The following is a 21090-nucleotide window of genomic DNA, read 5'->3' on the forward strand; positions in this document are numbered from 1 at the left end:
ATGACGTATGCAGAAATAGAATTGGGACATGTTTATGAAGAAAAAACAAAAATTTCATCAACTGATGTTAATACTTTTGCCGAGATAAGTGGAGATAAGAATCCTCTTCATATAGATGAAGAGTTTGCAAAAAAATCTATATTCGGTCAAAGAATAGCTCATGGAATACTTGTTTTAGGAAAGATATCAGCTGTTCTTGGAATGAGATTTCCAGGCAATGGAACTATTTATATGCAACAATCAGCAAAGTTTAAAGCTCCAGTATTTTTAGATGAAGAACTCACTGTTAGAATTGAAGTAAAAGAAAAAATCGATGAAAAATTCAGATTGATTTTAATAACTCAAGTTATTAAGGAAGATGGAAAAGTTGCTATAGATGGAGAAGCTTTAGTACAATTTAAAAAATAATAAAATAATAAAATAAAAAAATGAGAAATGTATTAAATACATTTCTCATTTTTTTGTCATAATAATTAAATCTAAATATTTTGTATTATTCATGATTAAAGCCTTTAAAGACTATATTTGTTAAAAAATCATATATAATATGAAATTTTAATTAATAAAGATAAATGATATAATTAAAAATAGATAAATGAAAAAAATTTCATAGTGTGAAATTAAAGTGATAAAGTTTTCGAGGAGGTTTTAATATGGAACAAGTTATTATAAGACTTAGAATGAGTCAGGCAGATGCTCATTATGGTGGAAATCTTGTTGATGGTGCTAAAATGCTTCAATTATTTGGAGATGTTGCAACAGAATTACTGATAAGAAATGATGGAGATGAAGGATTATTTAGGGCTTATGAAAGTGTAGACTTTTTAAATCCTGTATATGCAGGAGATTATATTGAAGCAACTGGTAAAATAATCAAACAGGGTAAAACTTCCAGAAAAATGGAGTTTATTGCAAGAAAAGTTATATCTCCAAGACCAGATATAAATGATTCAGCTGCCGATCTTCTTGAAGATTCAATAGTTGTTTGTAAAGCTGTTGGAACATGTATAGTCCCTGCTGATAAACAAAGGAGATGATGCTATGGAAAAATTAATAATTACTGCTGCATTAACTGGAGCTGAAGTAACAAGAGAACAGCAACCAAATCTTTCTTTGACTCCGCAGGAAATAGCGGATGAAGCTTATGAATGTTATAAAGCTGGCGTTTCTATAGTTCATGTACATGCAAGAGATAAGAATGGAAATCCTTCACAGGATTTCGAAATATATAAAGAAATTTCAAAAAAAATAAAAGAAAAATGTGATGTTATTTTTCAACCTTCTACAGGAGGAGCTGTATGGCATTCTTTTGAAGAAAGAATGCAACCTCTGAAATTAAACCCTGAAATGGCAACACTTTCAGCTGGTACATGTAATTTTGGAGATGATATTTTTGTGAATTCTAAAGAATATATAGAAAAATTTGCATTAGAAATGAAGAATAGGGGTATTAAACCAGAAATAGAAGTTTTTGAAAGAGGAATGATTCAAAATGCAATAAATTTAAACAAAAACGGATTGATTGAATCACCTATGCATTTTGATTTTGTTATGGGAGTTCCAGGTGCGATACCAGGAAATATAGATGATTTGGTATATATGGTTAATAAAATACCAGAAGATGCAACTTGGACAGTTGCAGGAATTGGTAGATTTGAATTATCACTTGCAGTACATGCAATTCTTATGGGGGGACATGTCAGAGTTGGATTTGAAGATAATATATATTATAAGAAAGGTGAAAAAGCTTTATCAAATGTTCAACTAGTTGAAAGAATAGTTAGAATTTCTAAGGAAATTGGTAGAGAAATTGCAACACCAGATGAAGCTAGAAAAATATTAAACATTAAAGGGAGTTGATCATATGAAATTGGGAAACCCATATGGAACACATAGAGTTATAGAACCTAAGGGAGCTTTGCCTCAGCCAGCAAAAAAAATAAATAATGATATGAATATATATTCTAATGAAATCTTATTAAATGTTAAGACTTTGAATGTAGATTCAGCAAGCTTTACACAAATAAAAAATGCTTGTGATAATGATGAGAAAAAAATAGAAAATATGATTTTAAATATAGTCAATGAGAGAGGTAAACTTCAAAATCCAGTTACTGGTTCGGGTGGGATGCTCATAGGAGAAGTTTTAGAAATAGGAGATGATTTCCCAGATAAAGATTTATGTGTTGGAGATAAAATAGCCACACTAGTTTCTTTATCTTTAACTCCTTTGAAGATAGATCGTATTTTAAAAATTAATAAAGATACTGATCAGGTTGATATCATTGGAAAAGCCATTCTTTTTGAGAGTGGTTTGTATGCAAAAATTCCCGAAGATATATCCGAAAAATTATCTTTAGCTGTTTTAGATGTTGCAGGAGCTCCTGCACAAGTTAATAAACTTGTTAAAGACGGTCAAAATGTTTGTATAATAGGTGGCGGAGGAAAGTCTGGAGTGCTTTGTGCATATCAAGCTAAAAAGAATGCAAAAAATGGAAAAGTAATAGTTGTTGAATACTCCAAAGAAAATGCTGAAAGACTTAAAAAACTCGATATTGTTGATGAAGTTGTAGTAGCAGATGCTACAAAGCCTGTTGATATATATGAAAAAATTTGTGATATTACAAAAAATGAATTATGCGATGTTGTTATAAATAATGTTAATGTGGAAAATACCGAAATGTCTTCTATTTTAATAACAAAAGATGAAGGAATAGTTTATTTTTTTTCTATGGCTACATCATTTACTAAAGCAGCTCTGGGTGCTGAAGGTGTTGGAAAAGATATAAATATGATCATTGGTAATGGATATACTAAAAATCATGCAGATTTGAGTTTGAATATTCTTAGGGAATCAAATAAAATAAGGAATTTATTTGAAAAATTATATATTTAGGGGGAGATAAGATGCGGTCATATAAAGATATCTCTTTATGGAAAGATATTAACGATGAACAATGGAATGATTGGCATTGGCAAATAAAAAATAGAATAACTGATGTTGAATCATTAAAAAAAGTTATAAATTTAACTGAAGATGAAGAAGAAGGAGTGAAGAATGCACTTAAAACATTGAGAATGGCAATAACTCCATATTATGCCCTTTTAATGGATCCAAATGATCCAAAAGATCCGATAAGAAGACAGGCAGTTCCAACTGGAAAAGAATTGCTCGTGGATAGGTGGGATATGTTGGATCCATTGCATGAAGATGCAGATTCACCTGTTCCTGGTTTAACACATAGATATCCAGATAGAGTTTTATTTTTGATAACAGACATGTGTTCTATGTATTGTAGACATTGTACAAGAAGGAGATTTGCTGGTCAAACTGATTCAGCAAGAACAAAAAAAGAAATAGATGCGGCTATAGAATATATAAGAGAAACTCCTGAAGTTAGAGATGTTCTATTATCTGGAGGAGATGCTCTTCTTGCAGGATTACAAATGCTTGAATATATAATAAAAGAATTGAGAAGTATTCCTCATGTTGAGATAATAAGAATAGGAACAAGAGCTCCTGTTGTTTTACCTCAAATAATCACTCCTGAACTTGTAAATATGTTAGGTAAATATCATCCTATATGGATTAATACACATTTTAATCATCCAAAAGAAATAACTCCTGAATCTACAAAAGCATGTGAAATGCTTTCAAATGCTGGAATACCTCTCGGAAATCAGAGTGTTCTATTAAAAGGAGTTAATGATAGTAAGTATATAATGATGGAATTAGTTCATCAACTTGTAAAGATAAGAGTTAGACCATATTATATATATCAATGTGATTTATCACAAGGTATAGGTCATTTTAGAACATCTGTCAGAAAAGGACTTGGTATTATGGAAAGTCTTATAGGTCATACATCTGGTTATTGTGTTCCAACTTTTGTTGTTGATGCACCGGGTGGTGGAGGAAAAATAAGACTTATGCCACAATATATGGTTTCAGAAAGTGATGGAAGTGTTATTTTAAGAAATTATGAAGGGGTTATAACTACATATCATGAACCAGAAGATACTAAAACAGATGTAAATGATTCTGAATATAGAAAAAAATATGAATTAAAAGGTGTTGCTGCACTTTTTGAGGCTAAAGATGGAAAGATAAGTCTTGAACCTGAGAATCTCGATAGAGGTAATAGAGTTAAAGAATGGAAGAAAAAACATAGTTTATGATGAGGGAATAAAATATGGATTTAAATTTGAATTTTAAAAGTATTTCTGTTGTTGGATTAGAAAAAAATACTGGAAAAACAGAAACTTTGAATTATCTCATAAAAAAATTAAATAAAACCAAAATTCTTGGTTTGACTTCAATAGGAATAGATGGTGAGAAATGTGATCAAGTTACTTATACATCAAAACCTGAAATAAAAATAAAAGAAAATATGATTTTTGCGACTTCTGAAAAACATTTTTTACAAAAAAAATTCAATGCGGAAATCTTATATGTTTCAAACAGTAAAACATCCCTTGGAAGAATAGTCATTGCAAGAAGTCTTGAAAATGGGCTAGTATTATTATCTGGCCCATCTTCAACTTATAAAATGTATGAAATCATAAATAAAATAAAAAATTATAATTCAGATACAGTTTTAATAGATGGTGCGATTTCAAGGCTTTCTCCATCATCACCATTCATAACAGAATCTATGATCTTAACCACAGGAGCTGCAGTTTCTTTAAATCAAAAAGAACTGGTGAAAAAAACAGTGCATGTTTTTAATCTTATAAATATAAACCCTTATAAAGGATTATACAGTGAAGAGTTTAAAAAATATGAAGAAGGCATATTTTATATTAAAGAAAATAATTTTTATAGATTGAATATAAAAACTCTTTTAAACATAAAAAATTTGAATAAAGATATTTCAGAATATTCATATAAGATATATACTACGGGATCATTAACAAATAATTTTATTAAATATTTAATAGAAAGAAAAGATACCGGAAAATTCGAAATTATAGTAAAAGATTATACAAAATTATTTCTGAGTTCAGAAATTTTTTTGCTTTTTTTAAAAAGGGGAGGAAAATTAAGAGTCTTAAAAAAACCAAATTTAATTGCTATAACTGTAAATCCAGTTTCTCCACAAGGTTATATTATGAATAGTGATAATATAGTTTCAGATTTGAAAAATTATATTGATATACCTATTTTCGATGTTAGAAAGGTTGATTAGATGTATAAAAATAAAGAAATTAATTTTATTTTAAAAGATATGAATTTATATTCGCCAATTGGATGCAAATATATAGAAAAATTAAAATTTATGACCAATATTGAGGATATAGAAAATGAATATGAAAGAATAGAAATAATGAGAAATTATATTAAAAATATTAATTTAATAAATCCTCTAAAAGTTTCTTTGTCTCATATTAAAGATATTGAAAATACAATATATAAATTATCCGATTCAAATTTATTTTTTAATGATATAGAGTTATTTGAAATAAAAAATTTTTGTATATATTGTGAAGAAATTTATAATTTGAAAATAGATTCCATAGAAAACTTATTTCCAAAAAGTACAAAAAATTTAATAAATCTTTTAGATCCAGAAAAATATGGATTAAATTCTTTTTATATTTATAATTCTTATTCAGAAGATTTAAAAGAATTAAGAAAAAAGAAAAAAATTTTTCAAATAGAAGGCAAAGAAAATGAAGAAGCTTATTTGAACCTTTTGTATGAGGAAAGTAAATTAGAAGATTTGATAAGAAAAAAATTAACGGATATTATCAGAAAAGATTTTAAAATATTAAAAGAAAATTTCGAAAAAATATCTTACTTGGATTATTTGATAGCTAAAACAGAATTAATAGAAAAGAAAAAATTTGTTAGACCAAGATATTCAAAAAATAATACAGTTTATAAAGGGCTTTTTAATCCTAGAGTTTTAGATATTTTAAAAAATAAAAATAAGAATTATCAGTCGATTGATGTGAATATAAATCACAAATTAAATATCATAATGGGTGCCAATATGACTGGAAAAACAGTCTTTTTAAAATCTTTAGCAATTTCCCAATATCTTTTTCAATATGGTTTTTATGTTCCAGCGGAGAATGCTTGTTTAGATGTATACGATGATATTGTGATAAATATAGGTGATTCTCAAAATATAGAGAAGGGCTTATCCTCTTATGCTTCTGAAATATTGAAAATAAACGAAGCATTGAAAAGGTTAAAAAAAGGTGAAAAATTATTTATAATTTTTGATGAATTTGCAAGAACAACTAATCCTGAAGAAGGAGTTGCAATAATAAATGGAACTTTGAAGACTTTTTATAATTATAATTGTACATTTTTTCTTTCTACTCATTATAGTGGAATCAATTATGAGAATGTTGATTTATTTACAGTTAAAGGGCTAAAGAAAGATATTTTAAATCTAGAGTTAAAAGCAAATGAAATTGAAAAGTATATAGATTATTCAATTTTAAAAATAGAAGATGAAAAAATGGTATCTAAAGATGCTATTAATATAGCAAAAATTTTAGGGGTTGATGAAGAATTGATTTTTAATTCTATAGAAAGTCTTGAATGAAAGGAGATATATTATGCGAGAGAGTAAATTGGGATTAAATTGGAAATATGTAGATGAAGCAAGAAGTAGTGCAAAGAATATAGCTGAAAAAGTTCAGGATTTTGTTGATGTATATTCAACTGTTTCAGTTGAAAGAACTATATGTAGATTTTTTGAAATAGATGGAGTGAATGATGAAGATATACCTTTGCCAAATGTACTTATAGATCATTTAAAAGAGAATAATAGTTTAAGTAGTGGTGCAGCTTTTTATATTTCTAATGCTATGATTGAAACTGGTATGAAACCTCAAGAAATAGCAGAAAAGATATCTTCTGGAGATCTGAATATAACTAAACTCCCGATAAATGATTTTAATAAAATAAAAGAAAATATAAATCCATTAGTAAAAAGTATGGTCAAAAGAATAAAAGAAAATAAAGAAAAAAGAGATGGATACATAAAAAATATAGGTGAAGGTAAAAAGCCATATCTTTATGTAATAGTTGCAACTGGAAATGTTTATGAAGATGTTGTTCAAGCACAAGCAGCAGCAAGACAGGGAGCAGATATAATAGCAGTTATAAGATCAACAGGTCAAAGTTTATTAGATTATGTTCCTTATGGACCTACAACTGAAGGTTTTGGAGGAACTATGGCAACTCAAGAAAACTTTAGAATAATGAGAAGAGCTCTTGATGAAGTTGGAGAAGAAGTTGGAAGATATATAAGACTTGTGAATTATGCTTCTGGTCTTTGTATGCCAGAAATTGCAGGTATGGGAGCAATGGAAAGATTAGATGTTATGCTAAACGATGCATTATATGGTATATTATTCAGAGATATAAATATGCAAAGAACAATAATAGATCAATATTTTTCGAGAGTTATAAATGGATTTGCTGGAATTATTATAAATACTGGAGAAGATAATTATTTAACTACTGCAGATGCTTATGAGGAAGCACATACTGTTTTAGCTTCTGATTTTATAAATGAACAATTGGCATTGATTGCAGGTATTCCAGAAGAACAGATGGGCCTTGGACATGCTTTTGAAATGAGTCCAGATATAGAAAATGGATTTTTGTATGAATTAGCTCAAGCCCAAATGATAAGAGAGATATTCCCAAATGCACCTTTAAAATATATGCCACCTACAAAATATATGACTGGTAACATATTTAGAGGACATGTACAAGATGCATTATTCAATGTGATATCAATATGGACGAATCAAGGAATACAACTTCTTGGAATGCTCACTGAAGCAATTCATACTCCTTTTATGTCAGACAGATATTTATCAATAGAAAATGCTAAATATATATTCAATAACATGAGAAATCTTGGAGATGAAATAGTGTTTAAAGAAAATGGAGTTATACAGAAGAGAGCGAATCATGTTTTAGAAAAATCAAAAGATCTTTTAAAAACTATAGAAGGAGAAGGTCTTTTTAATGCACTTGAAAAAGGTGTTTTTGCAGATGTTAAAAGGCCTAAAAATGGTGGTAAAGGTCTTAATGGGGTTTTTGAAAAGGATAAAAATTATTTTAATCCATTTATTGAAGAAATGTTAGGGGCTGATAAACGATGAGTGGAGGTTTATATTCATTAAATAAAAAAGATTATGATAAAACTTTAGATTTGAAAAATGTAAAACCGTATGGAGATACTATGAATGATGGTAAAGTTCAATTGAGTTTTACATTACCAGTTCCATATGGAGATGAAGCTGTTGAAGCTGCAAAAATACTTATGAGAAAAATGGGATTTCAAAACCCTCAAATAGTTTTTTATAAAGAATTAAATAAAGGATTTACTTTTTTTAATGCTTATGGAGAATGTCCCCATGCAGTAGATTATACAGTTATTGAAGTGCCTAAAGTTAAAGTTGATAAAATGTCAATGGAAGAAATAGATGATTATATAAAAAATAATATAGGAAGAAAACTTGTCGTAATAGGTGCTAGTACTGGTACTGATGCACATACAGTTGGAATAGATGCTATAATGAACATGAAAGGATTTGCTGGTCATTATGGTCTCGAAAGATATGAGATGTTCGATGCTTATAATATGGGATCTCAAGTTTTAAATGAAGATCTTATTTCTAAAGCTATTGAATTAAATGCAGATGCCATATTAGTTTCTCAAACGGTAACCCAAAAAAATATTCATATTCAAAATATGACTGAGTTTATAGAGCTTGCAGAAGCTGAAGGAATAAGAAAAAAGACTATTTTAATAGCTGGTGGTGCGAGAATTAATCATGAACTTGCAAAAGAAATAGGTTTTGATGCGGGGTTTGGGCCAAATTCTTTTGCTGATGATGTTGGTGCATATATAGCTAATGAAATAGTGAATAGAATGAAAGATGATTAATATTTAAATTATATAAAATTAGGACTCTATTTTAGAGTCCTAATTTTTATATTTTACATTTCTTCTAAAGTTTTAATTCCAAGAAGATTCAAGCCTTTTTCAAGTACATAAGCAGTTTTTTTACATAAAGCTAATTTTGATTCAAGATATTTTCCTTCAGCATTCAATACACGAACATTATTATAAAAAGAATTAAAAGTTTGTGCAAGTTCATATAAATAATCTGTTAATAAATTTGGTTTATAATTTTCTCCCGCTCTCATAACTGCATTAGGAAATTTTAATAAATTTTTGGCAAGATTTTTTTCATAATCATTTTCAAATATATATATTTCTTGTATATCATTTAAATCTGATTTTTTTATCAAAGAGTTTATTCTTGCATATGTATATTGTAAATAAGGAGATGAATTTGAATTGAATGAAAGCATTTTTTCCCAATCGAATATTATATCGCTTGTTCTATTTTGACTTAAATCGGCATATTTTACCGCTCCAACTCCTATTATTTCTGCTTTTTCTTTTAAATTTTCTTTATTAGAATTTCTTTCTAACAATATTTTTTCAGCTTCTTGTGTGGCTTTGTCTAAAAGTTCTTTAAGTTTTATAACATTTCCTTTTCTTGTTGAAAAAACTCCATCTACAAATCTCATCAATCCAAAATATACATGATCTTTTTTTTCATTCCAACCAAGATTGTCAGCTATTGTAAATACTTGTTTAAAATGAGTTTGTTGTCTTTGATCTGTTACATATATCAATCTATTTATATCATAATTTTCTCTTCTGAACTTTATACATGCGAGATCTGAAGTAGTATATAAGAAACTTCCATTTGATTTTCTAACTATACAATTTGGAAGATTATCATCATCAAAACTCACAACTAAAGCGCCATCATCTTCAAAAGCTATATTTTTTTCTATGAGATCTTTTACAACATCTTTCATTATATTGTGATAAAAAGATTCTCCATAATAAGTATCAAAGTCTATATCCATTCTTTTATATATCTTTTCATAATCTTTTAAAGATACTTCTATGAATTCTTTCCAAAGTTTAGTATTTCTTTCATCGCCACTTTGTAATTTTCTTTGTTCTTCTCTGGCAATTTCTATTAAATCTACGTTTTTTTCTGATTCTTGGGTGAATTTTACATAAATTCTTTCAAGTTCATCGATTGGATTTTGTTTATAATTTTCTTTATCTAGCCATCTATCATATCCGACGATTAAAGAACCAAATTGAGTTCCCCAATCTCCAAGATGATTGTCTCCTATAACAGTATAACCTAAATATCTATAAATTCTTTTTATAGCGTCTCCTATAACAGTGCTTCTAAGATGTCCTATATGCATTGGTTTTGCGATATTAGGAGATGAATAATCTATTATAACATTTCCTTTAGTATTTAAATCAAATTCAATTTCTTCATTACCAAGTTTTTTTAATTGTTCTCCCACAAAATCATCACTTATAAATATATTTATAAAACCAGGACCAGCAATTTCAACCTTTGTTATTAAATCACTTTGTGGAAAATTTTCAAGTATTTCTTCTGCAATTTTTCTAGGGGCTTTTTTTAATGTTTTTGCATTTATCATTGCAAAATTTGTTTGAAAATCTCCAAAATTGGAGTTATTTGTCTCCTGTATAAATAAAGAATTTGATATTTCTTCATTATATAAATTTATAAGGTGATCTTTTATTATTTCGTATAAATATTTTTCTGTTAATTTCATTTTAAAACCTCCACTATTTTTCTTTTATCAAATATGAATAATTTTTTGATTCATCGCTTTTTTCATCCAAAAAATATAAATTATCTATTGAAATTTTTTTTAATTCTGTAAAAGAACTTACTTTATTTTTTATTATTTCGTTTATGAAAATACCTCGATATTTTTTTGAATTATGTCCAGATTTTTTTATAATATTATTTTTCTGTTCATAAAAATCTATTTTAAAAGTGTTACATTTTTTTTGATCATACATATTCCTATGTGTATTTGTAAGTAAATCTATTATTAATTCTTTTTTTTGTAAAGAAATCAAGTAATTTGTTATTATATTTTTCCAGTATATATCTATTTTTTTAAAGTTTGGTAGAGTTGTATTAGATTTTAATTTATAATTAGGTATGAAATCTTTTGGCGATAAAAGACCAAAAAGACCTGAAAATATTATAACATTTTCATCATAAAAGTCTGTTTGCTTTACATTAAAATTTTTATAATCTATATATTTGAACATAGTTCCAGTGTACAACTCTTTTGATCGTATACATTCAGAATTTTTTATGTTCATATTAGATTTTAATGCTATGTCAAGATTTTCTCCTTTAACAGAGAGGATTTTTTCGATTTCAGATTTTTTTAATTTATTCATATTTTCTAAATATCGAAAGATTAAATCTCTGTATTCTTCGAGAAAATAAAAAGTATTTTTACTCCGGATATTGGAGTAAATTATATTGGTGTTAATATTTGTATTTTTTCCTTCTGAGGGGGGTATAAGGATTTTCATGGGTTTCTTCCTCCCTTTATATAATATCATAAAAGCCTGCCTTTATGGCAGGCTTATTGATTTTCATATTATAAATGTATTATATCAATCATTTGTTTATACATTATAAATATTAAGTAAAAAAGTATTTATTCCTTTTCTGTTATGAATTTACTATTATTATTTATTAAAGCTGGAATATTAATTATCATATCTTTTTTTAATCCCAAGCTTATATTTTTTGAAATAGAAATTTTTTCTCCACTTTCATCTTCATATTCTACTATTATTTTATGATTTGGACCTGAGACAACTACTTTTTTTCTTTTTCTTTTAGCAATATCTATAAAATCTTGATCATTAATTTTAAATTTAGCTGTATTTATATTTAAATATTCTTCGTTTTCTATGATTATTGTCTTATTATCTATAAATATTTCATGTTGTTTTCCACTTAAGTATAGAAAGAAAGAAAATAATATTATTAATATTATTAAGGATAATCTTATTAAAGTTCTTCTTTTTTTTGTAGTCATTTTAGTCCCCCTTAATTATTATCTGAGGGAGAAGTATCTCCTCTGAATTCAAATCTTGCCCTTTCTTTATCTTTTTGTCTTCTCCAGGCATGTAAAGCTAATGAAATTGCAATTATACCATAAGATATGAAGACTCTAAAGAATTCTCCAAGCATAGCCGAACCTATAAGTTCTTTTCCAGCCCTTGGAGATACAACAAACATCATGTGAAATAGTATTATTCCAAGAAAAGCGTTTGGTATAGTAGCTTTTATAACTGATGCTCCCCCTATTAAAAGAGCTGCTATTGAAAACATACCTATTTGTTCATGAGAATTATAAGTATTCATAGTACCTATGTTTTGCAAAAAAAGTATTTGACCAAATGCTGCAAAAACAGTTGAAATTATTATTGATAATATTCTTGTTCTTTCAACAGCTATACCAGATGATCTTGCAACTTCCATATCCTGACCAACAGCTTTCATATCTTGTCCAAGTTTAGTTTTTCTAAACCATACTATAATAATACATAGTATTGCTATTACAACAAAAGTCATGATAGGTATTCTTATATTTCCTATATTTAAAGGTATTAAATCATCTAAAACTCTTCTTATACCATTTAAATCTATTGCATTTCTTATACCATAACCTCTTGGTAATAATATGTTTTTATTAGTTATTGGTATTATATTTCCCATTCCATATAAAACTATTATCTGATAAACTCCATTTATAAAAAAACCAAGTATATAAGAGGTTACAGTTTCTCTACCTTTTGCTCTGTTTAATATTATACCTCCAAGTATTCCTAATAATATAGCTATAGGGGTTGATATTATCATAGCTAAAAATAGCCCTGAAATTCCAACTATGCCCCAGTCAGTTATAAAAATTAAACCTATTTGACCGGCCATAGCTCCAAGAACTATTCCAAAATTTAATCCCATTCCTGCGATTACAGGAATTAAAAGAGATAAAACTAAAAAGGAATTTCGAGATAATCTTATTATCATTTCTTGTATTAAATATTCTGGAGAAAAACCAGATATTGGAATAGAAATTGCAGATAAAATTATAAATATTATTGGAACTGCATTACTTATAAAAAAATGAGATAATTTATCTTTTTTATTATCCATCAGCTATTCACCTTCTTTACTCTCGTTAATGCATACAATATCATGCCATTTGAAACTATTATTCTTATAGTTTCTGACATATCTGTTTGTATAATATTATTTATTACAGAAGGTGTCATTGTAAGTATACCTTGAAATAATATTGTACCTATTATTACATGGGTTATAGTTGCTTTATGAATAGATGCACCACCAAGTAATATTGCAGCAACAGCTGGAAACGCCATATAAAAAGGACCTTGGTATAATTGAATAAAACCAAATGTTTGTTCATAAACTATTATTCCTATTCCACCAAGAATTGTTGAAAATACCACTGATATTATTCTCATTTTATTTATGTTGATGCCTGAAGCTCTTGCATAATCAGGGTTTGATCCTACAGCACTCATTGCGGTTCCTGTTTTTGTTTTGAAAAACATCCATACAATTAAACACATCAATATAAAGAATAGTATGAGACCGGTTGGAATTGTTATATAATCATTTATTTTTATTGGCAAAAAGTCATTTAATACATGATACCAATATTTTTCAACACTTATTGTAGTTCTCAACCCTTCACCACCATAAGCCCATATCATATCAGGACTCTTAAATGGCAATAATAACCACATCATAGACATAAAAGCAACTGAAGAAAATCCTACATACACTGAAACAGTCATTTCATCACCTTTTACTCTATTTAGAAGTATTCCATAACCTATTCCAAATATTAATGCAAATGGAATAGATATTATTATAGCCATTATGAAACCAGCGAATCCTGTTATACCTATTTCTATACTTATAACAGCCCCCAAAAGTCCAGCGATTATACCTAATGGAAGTCCAAAATTTAATCCACAACCAGACTGTATCATGGGTACCATAGCTAAAACAAGTACAGAATTCATACCAAATCTAATTAATGTATCAGATATGGATGTATCTAATCTTAGACCTACAAAAGGTGTAGCTATAAAGAAAGATAATAAAAATAAAGCTATTATTATCCTTGGCCAACCAGCTTTTTCAATAAAATTATTTATTTTATTCATACATTACTCACCTTCTTTGAATCGGTACTCACATTACCAACCATAAGTTCTCCAAAAGAAGCTATTGGATCTTTAGGAGAAAGTATACCTGCAATTTTTCCTTCATTTACTATTGAAATTCTGTCACATATAGATCTAAGTTCTTCTAGTTCAGAAGAAGCTATTATTATTGTTGTACCATATTCTTTATTGTATTTTTTTAAAGTATCTAACACTAATTGTTTAGCACCCACATCAATGCCTCTTGTAGGTTCTGATACAAATAATAAATCTGGTTTTAATGCAAATGATTTAGCAAGGCAAACTTTTTGTTGATTTCCACCAGAAAGTTCTTTTGCTTTTTGTTTCTCAGAAGTACACTTTATTTCTAATGAGTTTATATATTCATTTGCAATATTTTGTAGACTTTCATCATCTCGCCACTTCAATAATCCACCGAATAATTTTTTTATAAATTTTTCTTGAATATTCATGGCTGTAAACCCTATATTTAGATCTATAGGTTCATCTAATAATAAACCCACACCTCGTCTATCCTCTGATACAAAGGCAAGCCCTTTTTTTAAAGGTGTCAGAGCATCATTTAAGTGAAGTTCCTGACCTCGAAATTCTACGTATCCACCAGCAGGATATAAACCCATTATTCCATTGGCTATTCCTAGTTTTCCTTGACCAGCAAGCCCTCCAATACCAAATATTTCACCTTCATATATTTCAAGTGAAACATCTCTAACAGTTTCACCAGGCATATCCACCCATAATTTTTTGGTTTTAAAAATAATATTTTCAAATTTTCTTTCTTCAATAGATTTTTTTTCTTTTTTTTCTAAACTTCTTCCGACCATCCATTCAGATATTTCATGAATACTTGTATCAGAAGGTGAGACTTCTTTTATTAATTCGCCGTCCCTTAAAACAACTATTTTATCTGATATATCAAGAATTTCTTTCAATCTATGAGATATAAAGATTATGGATATACCTTTTTTTGATAATTTTTTAATTGTTTTTAAGAGTATATCGGCTTCGGATTCTGTCAATACTGCTGTTGGTTCATCTAATACAAGAATTTTTGTATTTTTTCTATCTATTTCTCTGGCTATTTCTGTAAATTGCTTATGTCCAACTGGCATTTCATTTACAAGCATATTTATATCTACATTTACTTCGAGAGTTTTTATAGCTTTTTCAGCCCTTTTTTTCATTTTAGATCTATTTAGTGTTGAAAGTCTGTCTCCAAAAATATCAACCATAAAATTATATTTTGTATCTTCTCTATTAAATACTATATTTTCATAAGCTGTAAATCCAGGGATCAAAGAAAATTCTTGATGAACCATTCCTATTCCTGCATCTAAAGCATCAAAAGAAGAATTAAAATTAATTTCAGAACCATTTAAATAAATTTTTCCTCCATAACCACCAGTATCTTTTATTATATTAGAGCCAAATATTATATTCATCATAGTTGATTTACCAGCACCATTTTCTCCAACTAATCCTATTATTTCTCCCTGTTCAATGGTTAAATTAATATCATTGAGAACTTTATTCCCAAAGAAATCTTTAGAGATGTTCTCGAGTTTTAATAATGGAACTTTTTCATTCATCAAATTCACCTCTTTATCAAAATAATAAGGGAACTTAAGTTCCCTTATTATGAGTAAATAATTTATTTATTCTATTCCAAAATATTTATCTGGAACTTCTAAGCTTGTCATTCCTAAATAACCTTTACCGAAAACATATGTGTCTTGATAAACAAGTATGAAATTTTCTCTGTCAACTCCGTCAGCATCAACATAATAACTTCCATTCCAACCTGCTCCAGGAGTATATTTCATGAATGATTTCATTACAGCATCAAAATCTAATAATTCTTCTTTTTTATTTATTACATTGATTGCATGTTCTCCAAGTGCGGCTGTTGTTGTGAATCCAAATGAATATGCCCAAGTTCCCATTCTATTTTTTCCGCCTCTATCAACAACTTCTTTTTCAACTTTTTTAAGTATTGCAGGCCAATTACCTTTTTCATTATCCGTAAAAACTATACCTAATGCTCCGGGATAACCCATTGTTGGAGAAGGCAAATCAGCTTCTACAAAGAATCCACCTAATTCAGAAACTTTCTTTAAAAGAGGTTCTGTATGTGCATCATTTGTACAGAAGAAAGCTGTTTTATTTCCATATGCATCAAGCCATGCAGGAACTTTTTCTAATATAAATTGTTGAGCACCAGCTATACCTATATCACTTGTAGGATCAGGAGAGCCCATATCTATAAATTCCATTCCAAGATCTTTTGCAGCTTCTCTCATTATGTCTCTTCTTCTTGATAATAATTCATAACTCATATGCCTTGGAAAAGAAATATGCATGAATTTTTCGGCCCCAAGCATTTTTGCAGCCTTTACGATTAAATAACCTCTTGCAACATTGTCAGGCGTTACAGATAAATCTGCAGCATCTGCTATCATTCCAGGATCTTCATGAGGATTACCAGCGAGTAATATTATGTCAGGTCTTTTTTCTTTTATTCTTCTAAAAGCTTCAACTGTTCCTGGAACAGCTTGGTTTACAACTATTGCTTTCATTAAAGGATCATCTGAAAGCCCAACTATTTGAGCTATGGTAGTTTCCATTTCTTGCATAAAATTATCTGGATATGTAACATGCTGAATCATTCCACCATTTGCAACATCACCATATTCCTTTATCAATTGTTCTGCTCCTCTTAAATCATCTTCACTTTGAGAAACAGTTCCTGTTACAACCCCAATATGAAAGTTTGCCGAAAAACTAAATACCATAAAAGATAATAATAATATCAAACTTAATATCTTTTTCAATTGCCACACCCCCTTCAATTAAATATAATTTAATTGAATTATAACACAAAATAAATATAAATTAAAATTATGATTACTATTATTATAACAAATATGAAGAAAATATTTACAAATATTAATGTTTAATGAAAAATATTTCATTGTATATGTTTGATTTAATAAAATGTTAATAGGGGATTATAGAGAGGCTTGAAAATAGTAGGTTATAGTTAATAATAAGTAAAGCTCGTTTTTTTAAAAAACGAGCTTTTATTTTTTAGAAAGATTTTTCTTTTAACCATATATAAGTAAGAGTTTTTTCATATATTATTTTAAAATCATTATTTCTCAAAACTTTTTGTGAAGCTATATTTCCTTTTAATGTTTCTGCATATAAAACATATTGTTTAAAATTTGTAAAAAAATCATTTGAAAATAATTTCACTGATTCTGTCATTATTCCTTTATTCCAAAAATCTTTGTTTATTCCATATCCAAATTCATATCCTTTTTTTAAAGATTCATTTATAAATAGAATTCCTTTTAAACTTATACTACCTATTCTGGCATTTTCTTTTTTATGATATATTTCATATCTTATATAATCAGAATAGTTTTTTTTACATATTTGAATATCTTTAAGTAGAGATTTCATAATTTTTTCAAATAAAATATTTTCTTGTTTTTTAAAAGGAAAAAATGAATTATTTAAATCAAATTTTTTTGGATTTTTAATTATTTCATGAAAATCTGAATATTCTAGTTTTAATAGGTTTATTTGGTTACCCTCTATTATTTTTATGTTTTTTGCCTCCTTTTTATTATAATTTAGAAAAAAATTGTAACTTAATATTAACTAAAATTAATTAAATAATTTACAGTATGCTTTAATTAATTTCTCTTATATTATATAATATTTTGAATTTATTTTTAAAGGAGAGTGTATATTATGAAAAAACAAGAAGATTTTTTTCATTATATACTAAATTTTTATTTCGAAAATGGTTGTAACTGTGTATATTATACCGATATTATAAAAGAATTTTCAGATGTTGATATTAATACTGTTAAATGCTGGATTGAATTATTTTATAAAAAAGGTTTTATAAATTATGATTCTGATTTCAGCGGATTAAAAATTATTGTTGTTAAAAATAAAGCCATATATGAGTATGCAAAAAGATTTAAAGAAGGTTTTGTATATGATATTTCTGTTTTAAAGAGTATGAAAGACAAGTTTGATTTTGAACTTTCATCTAAGTTTTTGCATGAAAAAACTGGAATTGATGTTAAAGTTATAAATTTATGGATTGAAAAAAATAAAAATGATAAAAATTTAGTATAAAAAACGGAGAATTATAAATTCTCCGTTTTTTTAAATCAAGTATTTGTTCATCCAATCTGTAATTTCTTTTAAACGTCTTATTCTATGTTTTGGTTTTCCTGAACGGCTTAACTCATGATTTTCTCCGTGAAATAAAACTAATTTTGAATCTGTTTCATTTACTTTTAAAGCTGTAAACATCTGAATTGCTTCTGCCATATAACATCTATAATCTTCATCAGATTGTATAAATAATGTAGGAGTTTTTGCTTTGTCTGCATATTTTAATGGTGATTGATTCCATAGTTTCATTATATCAGACCAAGGATTTGCATCTTGTTGATCTTGTACAAAATAATATCCAATATCGGTTGTCATAGATTTTGATATCCAATTTGATATACTTCTTTGAGAAGCAGCAGCTTTGAATCTATTTGTGTTTCCTATTATCCAGTTTGTCATGAAACCACCATAAGAACCGCCAGTTACACCTATACGATTTTGATCTATGAAATCATATTTTTTTATTATAGTATCTGTAAAATCCATAATATCTTCATAGTCTATCGTACCAAATTTTCCTCTTATGTCTGAAAATTCATTTCCTTTACCATCACTTCCACGAGGATTGCAAAAGAATACTACATACCCTTGATTTACCCAATATTGCATTTCATTATAAAATATATCAGAATATACAGTTTTTGGTCCTCCATGTATATCTAATATCGAAGGATATTTTTTATTTTCATCAAAATCTACAGGCTTTAATATCCAACCATCAATTTTTATATTTTCTTTGTTCAATTCTACTTTTTCTGGATGAGATAATTTTAATTCTTTTAATACCCAATCATTGAAATTTGTTAATTTTATATTTTGATTATATGTATATATTGATTGCAAAGATAGATCAGATTTTAATCCATAATATATAAAATCATTTTCTAAAATATCGAATCCATCTACAGTTCCTTTTATATCAGTTATTTGTTTTACATCTCCATTTAAATCGACACTGAATATATTGCTATAATATCCAACAGTTGAAACAAAGTATAATTTTTTGTCTTTAACTCTTGGTCCATTCGTTGATCCTAATCTACAATCTGTTCCGACAGAATTCCACATCGATTGATCTAATTCGGGTGTTATACATTTTAGTTGATCATTTCTCAGATCATAAGAATAAAATTTCATATTTTCATTTATACCATATTTTTTCATATTTGAACCTGAAAATATTAAAGTATTTTCGTCTATAAAATATGCATATGCTATGCTTAGTTTTTCATTTAATTTTAATTTTTTTGATTCTTCTGTTTTTAAATCATATATATAAATTTCTTCATTTAAAGGCATCTTATGTTCATATTCATTTGATATAAAAACTATTTTTTCATTTTTTATATCATAATGAGATATATTTTTTTCTTTACCTGATATATTTTTTATTTTTTTAGTTTCTATATCATACAGATTTAAAGTATTCCTCTTTTTTGAAACATATCCATTACCATTTGACCAAAATGGAATTTCTTCAAATACTTCATAATCTTTTTCTTCTTCTAATTGATCTTTTGATAGATTGTCTTTGTAATTATCATTGATCGATGTAAAAATTATTTTGTTTTCTTGTAATATTTTATATGAACTTATATTTTGGTCAATAGTTATAAATTTTTCGGCTTCACCACCATTTATATTTATTTTGTATAAATGTGTAGATTTTTCTTCTTTTTCATCTTTATTTCTTTGGGATATGAATATTAATTCATTTTTATTTAACCATTTTAAATTCATATCTTTTCCGCTATTAGTTAATTTGATTATATTTTTTTGTTCTAAATTACCAAGGTAAATATTTTTTTCATAACAATTATCTTTTAGATTTGCTTTTGATAATACAAATGCAAAATTTTCTTTGTTTGCAGATGTTTCTAAGTTTGATATATAAGAATAATCAGTAAAATCATCAATCTTTATATTTCTCAATTTTATCACCCCTTGATTAGTTTGTTTGGTTAACTATATTATATATTATTTTTTATAATATTTAAAATTGATGATCATTTTTTGTTTTAATTTGTTTAGAATTTTTTTCTTTGAATATTTTTGTATTTGTCAATGTCTTTTTAATTGTATAATATTAATAAATGTGAGGTGATTTTATGAAAGTTATAAAAGATAAACAAAAAATGAATCAGTACATTGAAGAGTTCAAAATTCAAAATATTTTCAGTAAAGATATTACTGAATTTATGGATTTAGTTAAGTATGAAAAAGGCGAAGTTATTTGTATGACAAATATTGAAATGGAGTATTTTTATTTATTTGTTGAAGGAAAAGTTAAAATATATACATTGTTGGAAAATGGGAAATCTCTTTTATTAAGATTTTATGAACCGTTGAAATTTATAGGGGATTTAGAGTATACTTATTCAAATAGAATTGCAAAAACTAATGTGGAATCTATGATGGATAGTTATTTAATAAGAATTAGTTATGAAAATATAGATAAGTATTGTTTTGATGATAGTATTTTTTTGAGAAACATATGTAATTCTTTGGCTTATAAATTAGATTTTTTATCTAATTCAAGTTCTATAAATCTTCTTTATTCTGTAGAAAAAAGATTGGCAGCATATTTAGTTTCTGTAACTGAAGAAGAGTCAAGATTTATACAAGAGATGCAAACTAAAAAAATTGGGTATTCGGATTTTATGGTGGAAAAGGGCCTATAAGTTACTCTTTTCCAATTTCTTAATAAGTGTGGAAAAATCTACACCATAGTTGCCTGTTT

The 21090-nt window shown here is 27.1% G+C and carries 20 protein-coding genes; 11 read left to right on the forward strand and 9 right to left on the reverse strand.

Annotation, left to right across the window (positions count from 1 at the left end):
- The 9 genes from C7380_RS04385 (at position 1) to kamE (ending at position 8924) form a co-directional block, all read left to right on the forward strand.
- Positions 1–408, forward strand: a complete 408-nt coding sequence (locus C7380_RS04385; protein WP_109604260.1) for a MaoC family dehydratase — start codon at positions 1–3, stop codon at positions 406–408.
- 245 nt (positions 409–653) lie between these two features.
- Complete coding sequence (gene kal / locus C7380_RS04390; RefSeq protein WP_109604261.1) at positions 654–1037, forward strand: 3-aminobutyryl-CoA ammonia lyase; 384 nt, start codon at positions 654–656, stop codon at positions 1035–1037.
- A 4-nt stretch (positions 1038–1041) separates the two neighbouring features.
- Complete coding sequence (gene kce / locus C7380_RS04395; RefSeq protein ID WP_109604262.1) at positions 1042–1860, forward strand: 3-keto-5-aminohexanoate cleavage enzyme; 819 nt, start codon at positions 1042–1044, stop codon at positions 1858–1860.
- A gap of 4 nt (positions 1861–1864) precedes the next feature.
- Positions 1865–2896: an L-erythro-3,5-diaminohexanoate dehydrogenase gene (gene kdd, locus C7380_RS04400; RefSeq protein ID WP_109604263.1), complete on the forward strand. Its 1032-nt coding sequence runs from the start codon at positions 1865–1867 to the stop codon at positions 2894–2896.
- An 11-nt stretch (positions 2897–2907) separates the two neighbouring features.
- The gene (gene kamA, locus C7380_RS04405) at positions 2908–4179 is read left to right on the forward strand and encodes a lysine 2,3-aminomutase (protein ID WP_109604264.1); all 1272 of its coding nucleotides are present in this window, start codon (positions 2908–2910) and stop codon (positions 4177–4179) included.
- 14 nt (positions 4180–4193) lie between these two features.
- Positions 4194–5189: a lysine 5,6-aminomutase reactivase subunit KamB gene (gene kamB / locus C7380_RS04410; protein WP_240597494.1), complete on the forward strand. Its 996-nt coding sequence runs from the start codon at positions 4194–4196 to the stop codon at positions 5187–5189.
- Positions 5190–6560 carry a lysine 5,6-aminomutase reactivase ATPase KamC gene (gene kamC / locus C7380_RS04415; RefSeq protein ID WP_109604265.1) on the forward strand — a complete coding sequence of 457 codons (1371 nt, stop codon included), beginning with the start codon at positions 5190–5192 and terminating at the stop codon, positions 6558–6560. It abuts the gene before it with no gap.
- Positions 6561–6573: 13 nt separating this feature from the next.
- Complete coding sequence (kamD, locus tag C7380_RS04420) at positions 6574–8136, forward strand: lysine 5,6-aminomutase subunit alpha (protein WP_109604266.1); 1563 nt, start codon at positions 6574–6576, stop codon at positions 8134–8136.
- Positions 8133–8924, forward strand: a complete 792-nt coding sequence (kamE, locus tag C7380_RS04425; RefSeq protein ID WP_109604267.1) for a lysine 5,6-aminomutase subunit beta — start codon at positions 8133–8135, stop codon at positions 8922–8924. The genes kamD and kamE overlap by 4 nt, the downstream gene beginning before the upstream one ends.
- A 53-nt stretch (positions 8925–8977) precedes the next feature.
- Here the strand turns inward: kamE and argS are convergent, their stop codons facing one another.
- From argS to C7380_RS04465, 8 genes are all read right to left on the reverse strand, one after another.
- Positions 8978–10666: an arginine--tRNA ligase gene (gene argS, locus C7380_RS04430; protein ID WP_109604268.1), complete on the reverse strand. Its 1689-nt coding sequence runs from the start codon at positions 10664–10666 to the stop codon at positions 8978–8980.
- A gap of 13 nt (positions 10667–10679) precedes the next feature.
- On the reverse strand, positions 10680–11450 hold the full coding sequence (locus C7380_RS04435) for a YaaA family protein (protein WP_158274779.1): 771 nt from the start codon (positions 11448–11450) through the stop codon (positions 10680–10682).
- Positions 11451–11578: 128 nt separating this feature from the next.
- On the reverse strand, positions 11579–11965 hold the full coding sequence (locus C7380_RS04440; RefSeq protein ID WP_109604270.1) for a DUF6672 family protein: 387 nt from the start codon (positions 11963–11965) through the stop codon (positions 11579–11581).
- 11 nt (positions 11966–11976) lie between these two features.
- Entirely contained in the window at positions 11977–13089 is a 1113-nt protein-coding gene (locus C7380_RS04445) for an ABC transporter permease (protein WP_109604271.1), read from the reverse strand.
- Positions 13089–14132 (reverse strand): ABC transporter permease subunit, encoded by a 1044-nt coding sequence (locus C7380_RS04450; protein WP_109604272.1) that lies wholly within the window; start codon positions 14130–14132, stop codon positions 13089–13091. The genes C7380_RS04445 and C7380_RS04450 overlap by 1 nt, the downstream gene beginning before the upstream one ends.
- Positions 14129–15742: a sugar ABC transporter ATP-binding protein gene (locus C7380_RS04455; protein WP_109604273.1), complete on the reverse strand. Its 1614-nt coding sequence runs from the start codon at positions 15740–15742 to the stop codon at positions 14129–14131. The genes C7380_RS04450 and C7380_RS04455 overlap by 4 nt, the downstream gene beginning before the upstream one ends.
- Positions 15743–15808: 66 nt before the next feature.
- The gene (locus tag C7380_RS04460; protein WP_109604293.1) at positions 15809–16945 is read right to left on the reverse strand and encodes a DUF3798 domain-containing protein; all 1137 of its coding nucleotides are present in this window, start codon (positions 16943–16945) and stop codon (positions 15809–15811) included.
- A gap of 295 nt (positions 16946–17240) precedes the next feature.
- A complete protein-coding gene (locus C7380_RS04465) occupies positions 17241–17618 on the reverse strand; it encodes a GNAT family N-acetyltransferase (RefSeq protein ID WP_109604274.1) in 378 nt (125 codons plus the stop codon).
- 294 nt (positions 17619–17912) lie between these two features.
- Between C7380_RS04465 and C7380_RS04470 the strand changes: the two genes are divergently transcribed.
- Positions 17913–18308 (forward strand): hypothetical protein, encoded by a 396-nt coding sequence (locus tag C7380_RS04470; RefSeq protein ID WP_109604275.1) that lies wholly within the window; start codon positions 17913–17915, stop codon positions 18306–18308.
- Positions 18309–18338: 30 nt separating this feature from the next.
- Here the strand turns inward: C7380_RS04470 and C7380_RS04475 are convergent, their stop codons facing one another.
- Positions 18339–20282, reverse strand: coding sequence for a S9 family peptidase (locus C7380_RS04475; RefSeq protein ID WP_109604276.1), 1944 nt, complete (start codon positions 20280–20282; stop codon positions 18339–18341).
- A gap of 176 nt (positions 20283–20458) precedes the next feature.
- Between C7380_RS04475 and C7380_RS04480 the strand changes: the two genes are divergently transcribed.
- Positions 20459–21031, forward strand: coding sequence for a cyclic nucleotide-binding domain-containing protein (locus C7380_RS04480; protein ID WP_109604277.1), 573 nt, complete (start codon positions 20459–20461; stop codon positions 21029–21031).
- Positions 21032–21090 lie beyond the last annotated feature (59 nt).

This window comes from Oceanotoga teriensis, from assembly GCF_003148465.1.
Classification (GTDB): Bacteria; Thermotogota; Thermotogae; order Petrotogales; family Petrotogaceae; genus Oceanotoga; species Oceanotoga teriensis.

Coding starts and splice junctions, on each gene's coding strand:
- C7380_RS04450 (WP_109604272.1), bottom strand. CDS start 14,132: ATGAATAAAATAAATAATTTTATTGAAAAAGCTGGTTGGCCAAGGATA.
- kdd (WP_109604263.1), top strand. CDS start 1,865: ATGAAATTGGGAAACCCATATGGAACACATAGAGTTATAGAACCTAAG.
- kamD (WP_109604266.1), top strand. CDS start 6,574: ATGCGAGAGAGTAAATTGGGATTAAATTGGAAATATGTAGATGAAGCA.
- kamE (WP_109604267.1), top strand. CDS start 8,133: ATGAGTGGAGGTTTATATTCATTAAATAAAAAAGATTATGATAAAACT.
- kamA (WP_109604264.1), top strand. CDS start 2,908: ATGCGGTCATATAAAGATATCTCTTTATGGAAAGATATTAACGATGAA.
- C7380_RS04445 (WP_109604271.1), bottom strand. CDS start 13,089: ATGGATAATAAAAAAGATAAATTATCTCATTTTTTTATAAGTAATGCA.
- C7380_RS04470 (WP_109604275.1), top strand. CDS start 17,913: ATGAAAAAACAAGAAGATTTTTTTCATTATATACTAAATTTTTATTTC.
- kamB (WP_240597494.1), top strand. CDS start 4,194: ATGGATTTAAATTTGAATTTTAAAAGTATTTCTGTTGTTGGATTAGAA.
- C7380_RS04455 (WP_109604273.1), bottom strand. CDS start 15,742: ATGAATGAAAAAGTTCCATTATTAAAACTCGAGAACATCTCTAAAGAT.
- argS (WP_109604268.1), bottom strand. CDS start 10,666: ATGAAATTAACAGAAAAATATTTATACGAAATAATAAAAGATCACCTT.
- C7380_RS04480 (WP_109604277.1), top strand. CDS start 20,459: ATGAAAGTTATAAAAGATAAACAAAAAATGAATCAGTACATTGAAGAG.
- C7380_RS04465 (WP_109604274.1), bottom strand. CDS start 17,618: ATGAAATCTCTACTTAAAGATATTCAAATATGTAAAAAAAACTATTCT.
- C7380_RS04460 (WP_109604293.1), bottom strand. CDS start 16,945: ATGGTATTTAGTTTTTCGGCAAACTTTCATATTGGGGTTGTAACAGGA.
- C7380_RS04435 (WP_158274779.1), bottom strand. CDS start 11,450: ATGAAAATCCTTATACCCCCCTCAGAAGGAAAAAATACAAATATTAAC.
- C7380_RS04385 (WP_109604260.1), top strand. CDS start 1: ATGACGTATGCAGAAATAGAATTGGGACATGTTTATGAAGAAAAAACA.
- kamC (WP_109604265.1), top strand. CDS start 5,190: ATGTATAAAAATAAAGAAATTAATTTTATTTTAAAAGATATGAATTTA.
- C7380_RS04440 (WP_109604270.1), bottom strand. CDS start 11,965: ATGACTACAAAAAAAAGAAGAACTTTAATAAGATTATCCTTAATAATA.
- kce (WP_109604262.1), top strand. CDS start 1,042: ATGGAAAAATTAATAATTACTGCTGCATTAACTGGAGCTGAAGTAACA.
- kal (WP_109604261.1), top strand. CDS start 654: ATGGAACAAGTTATTATAAGACTTAGAATGAGTCAGGCAGATGCTCAT.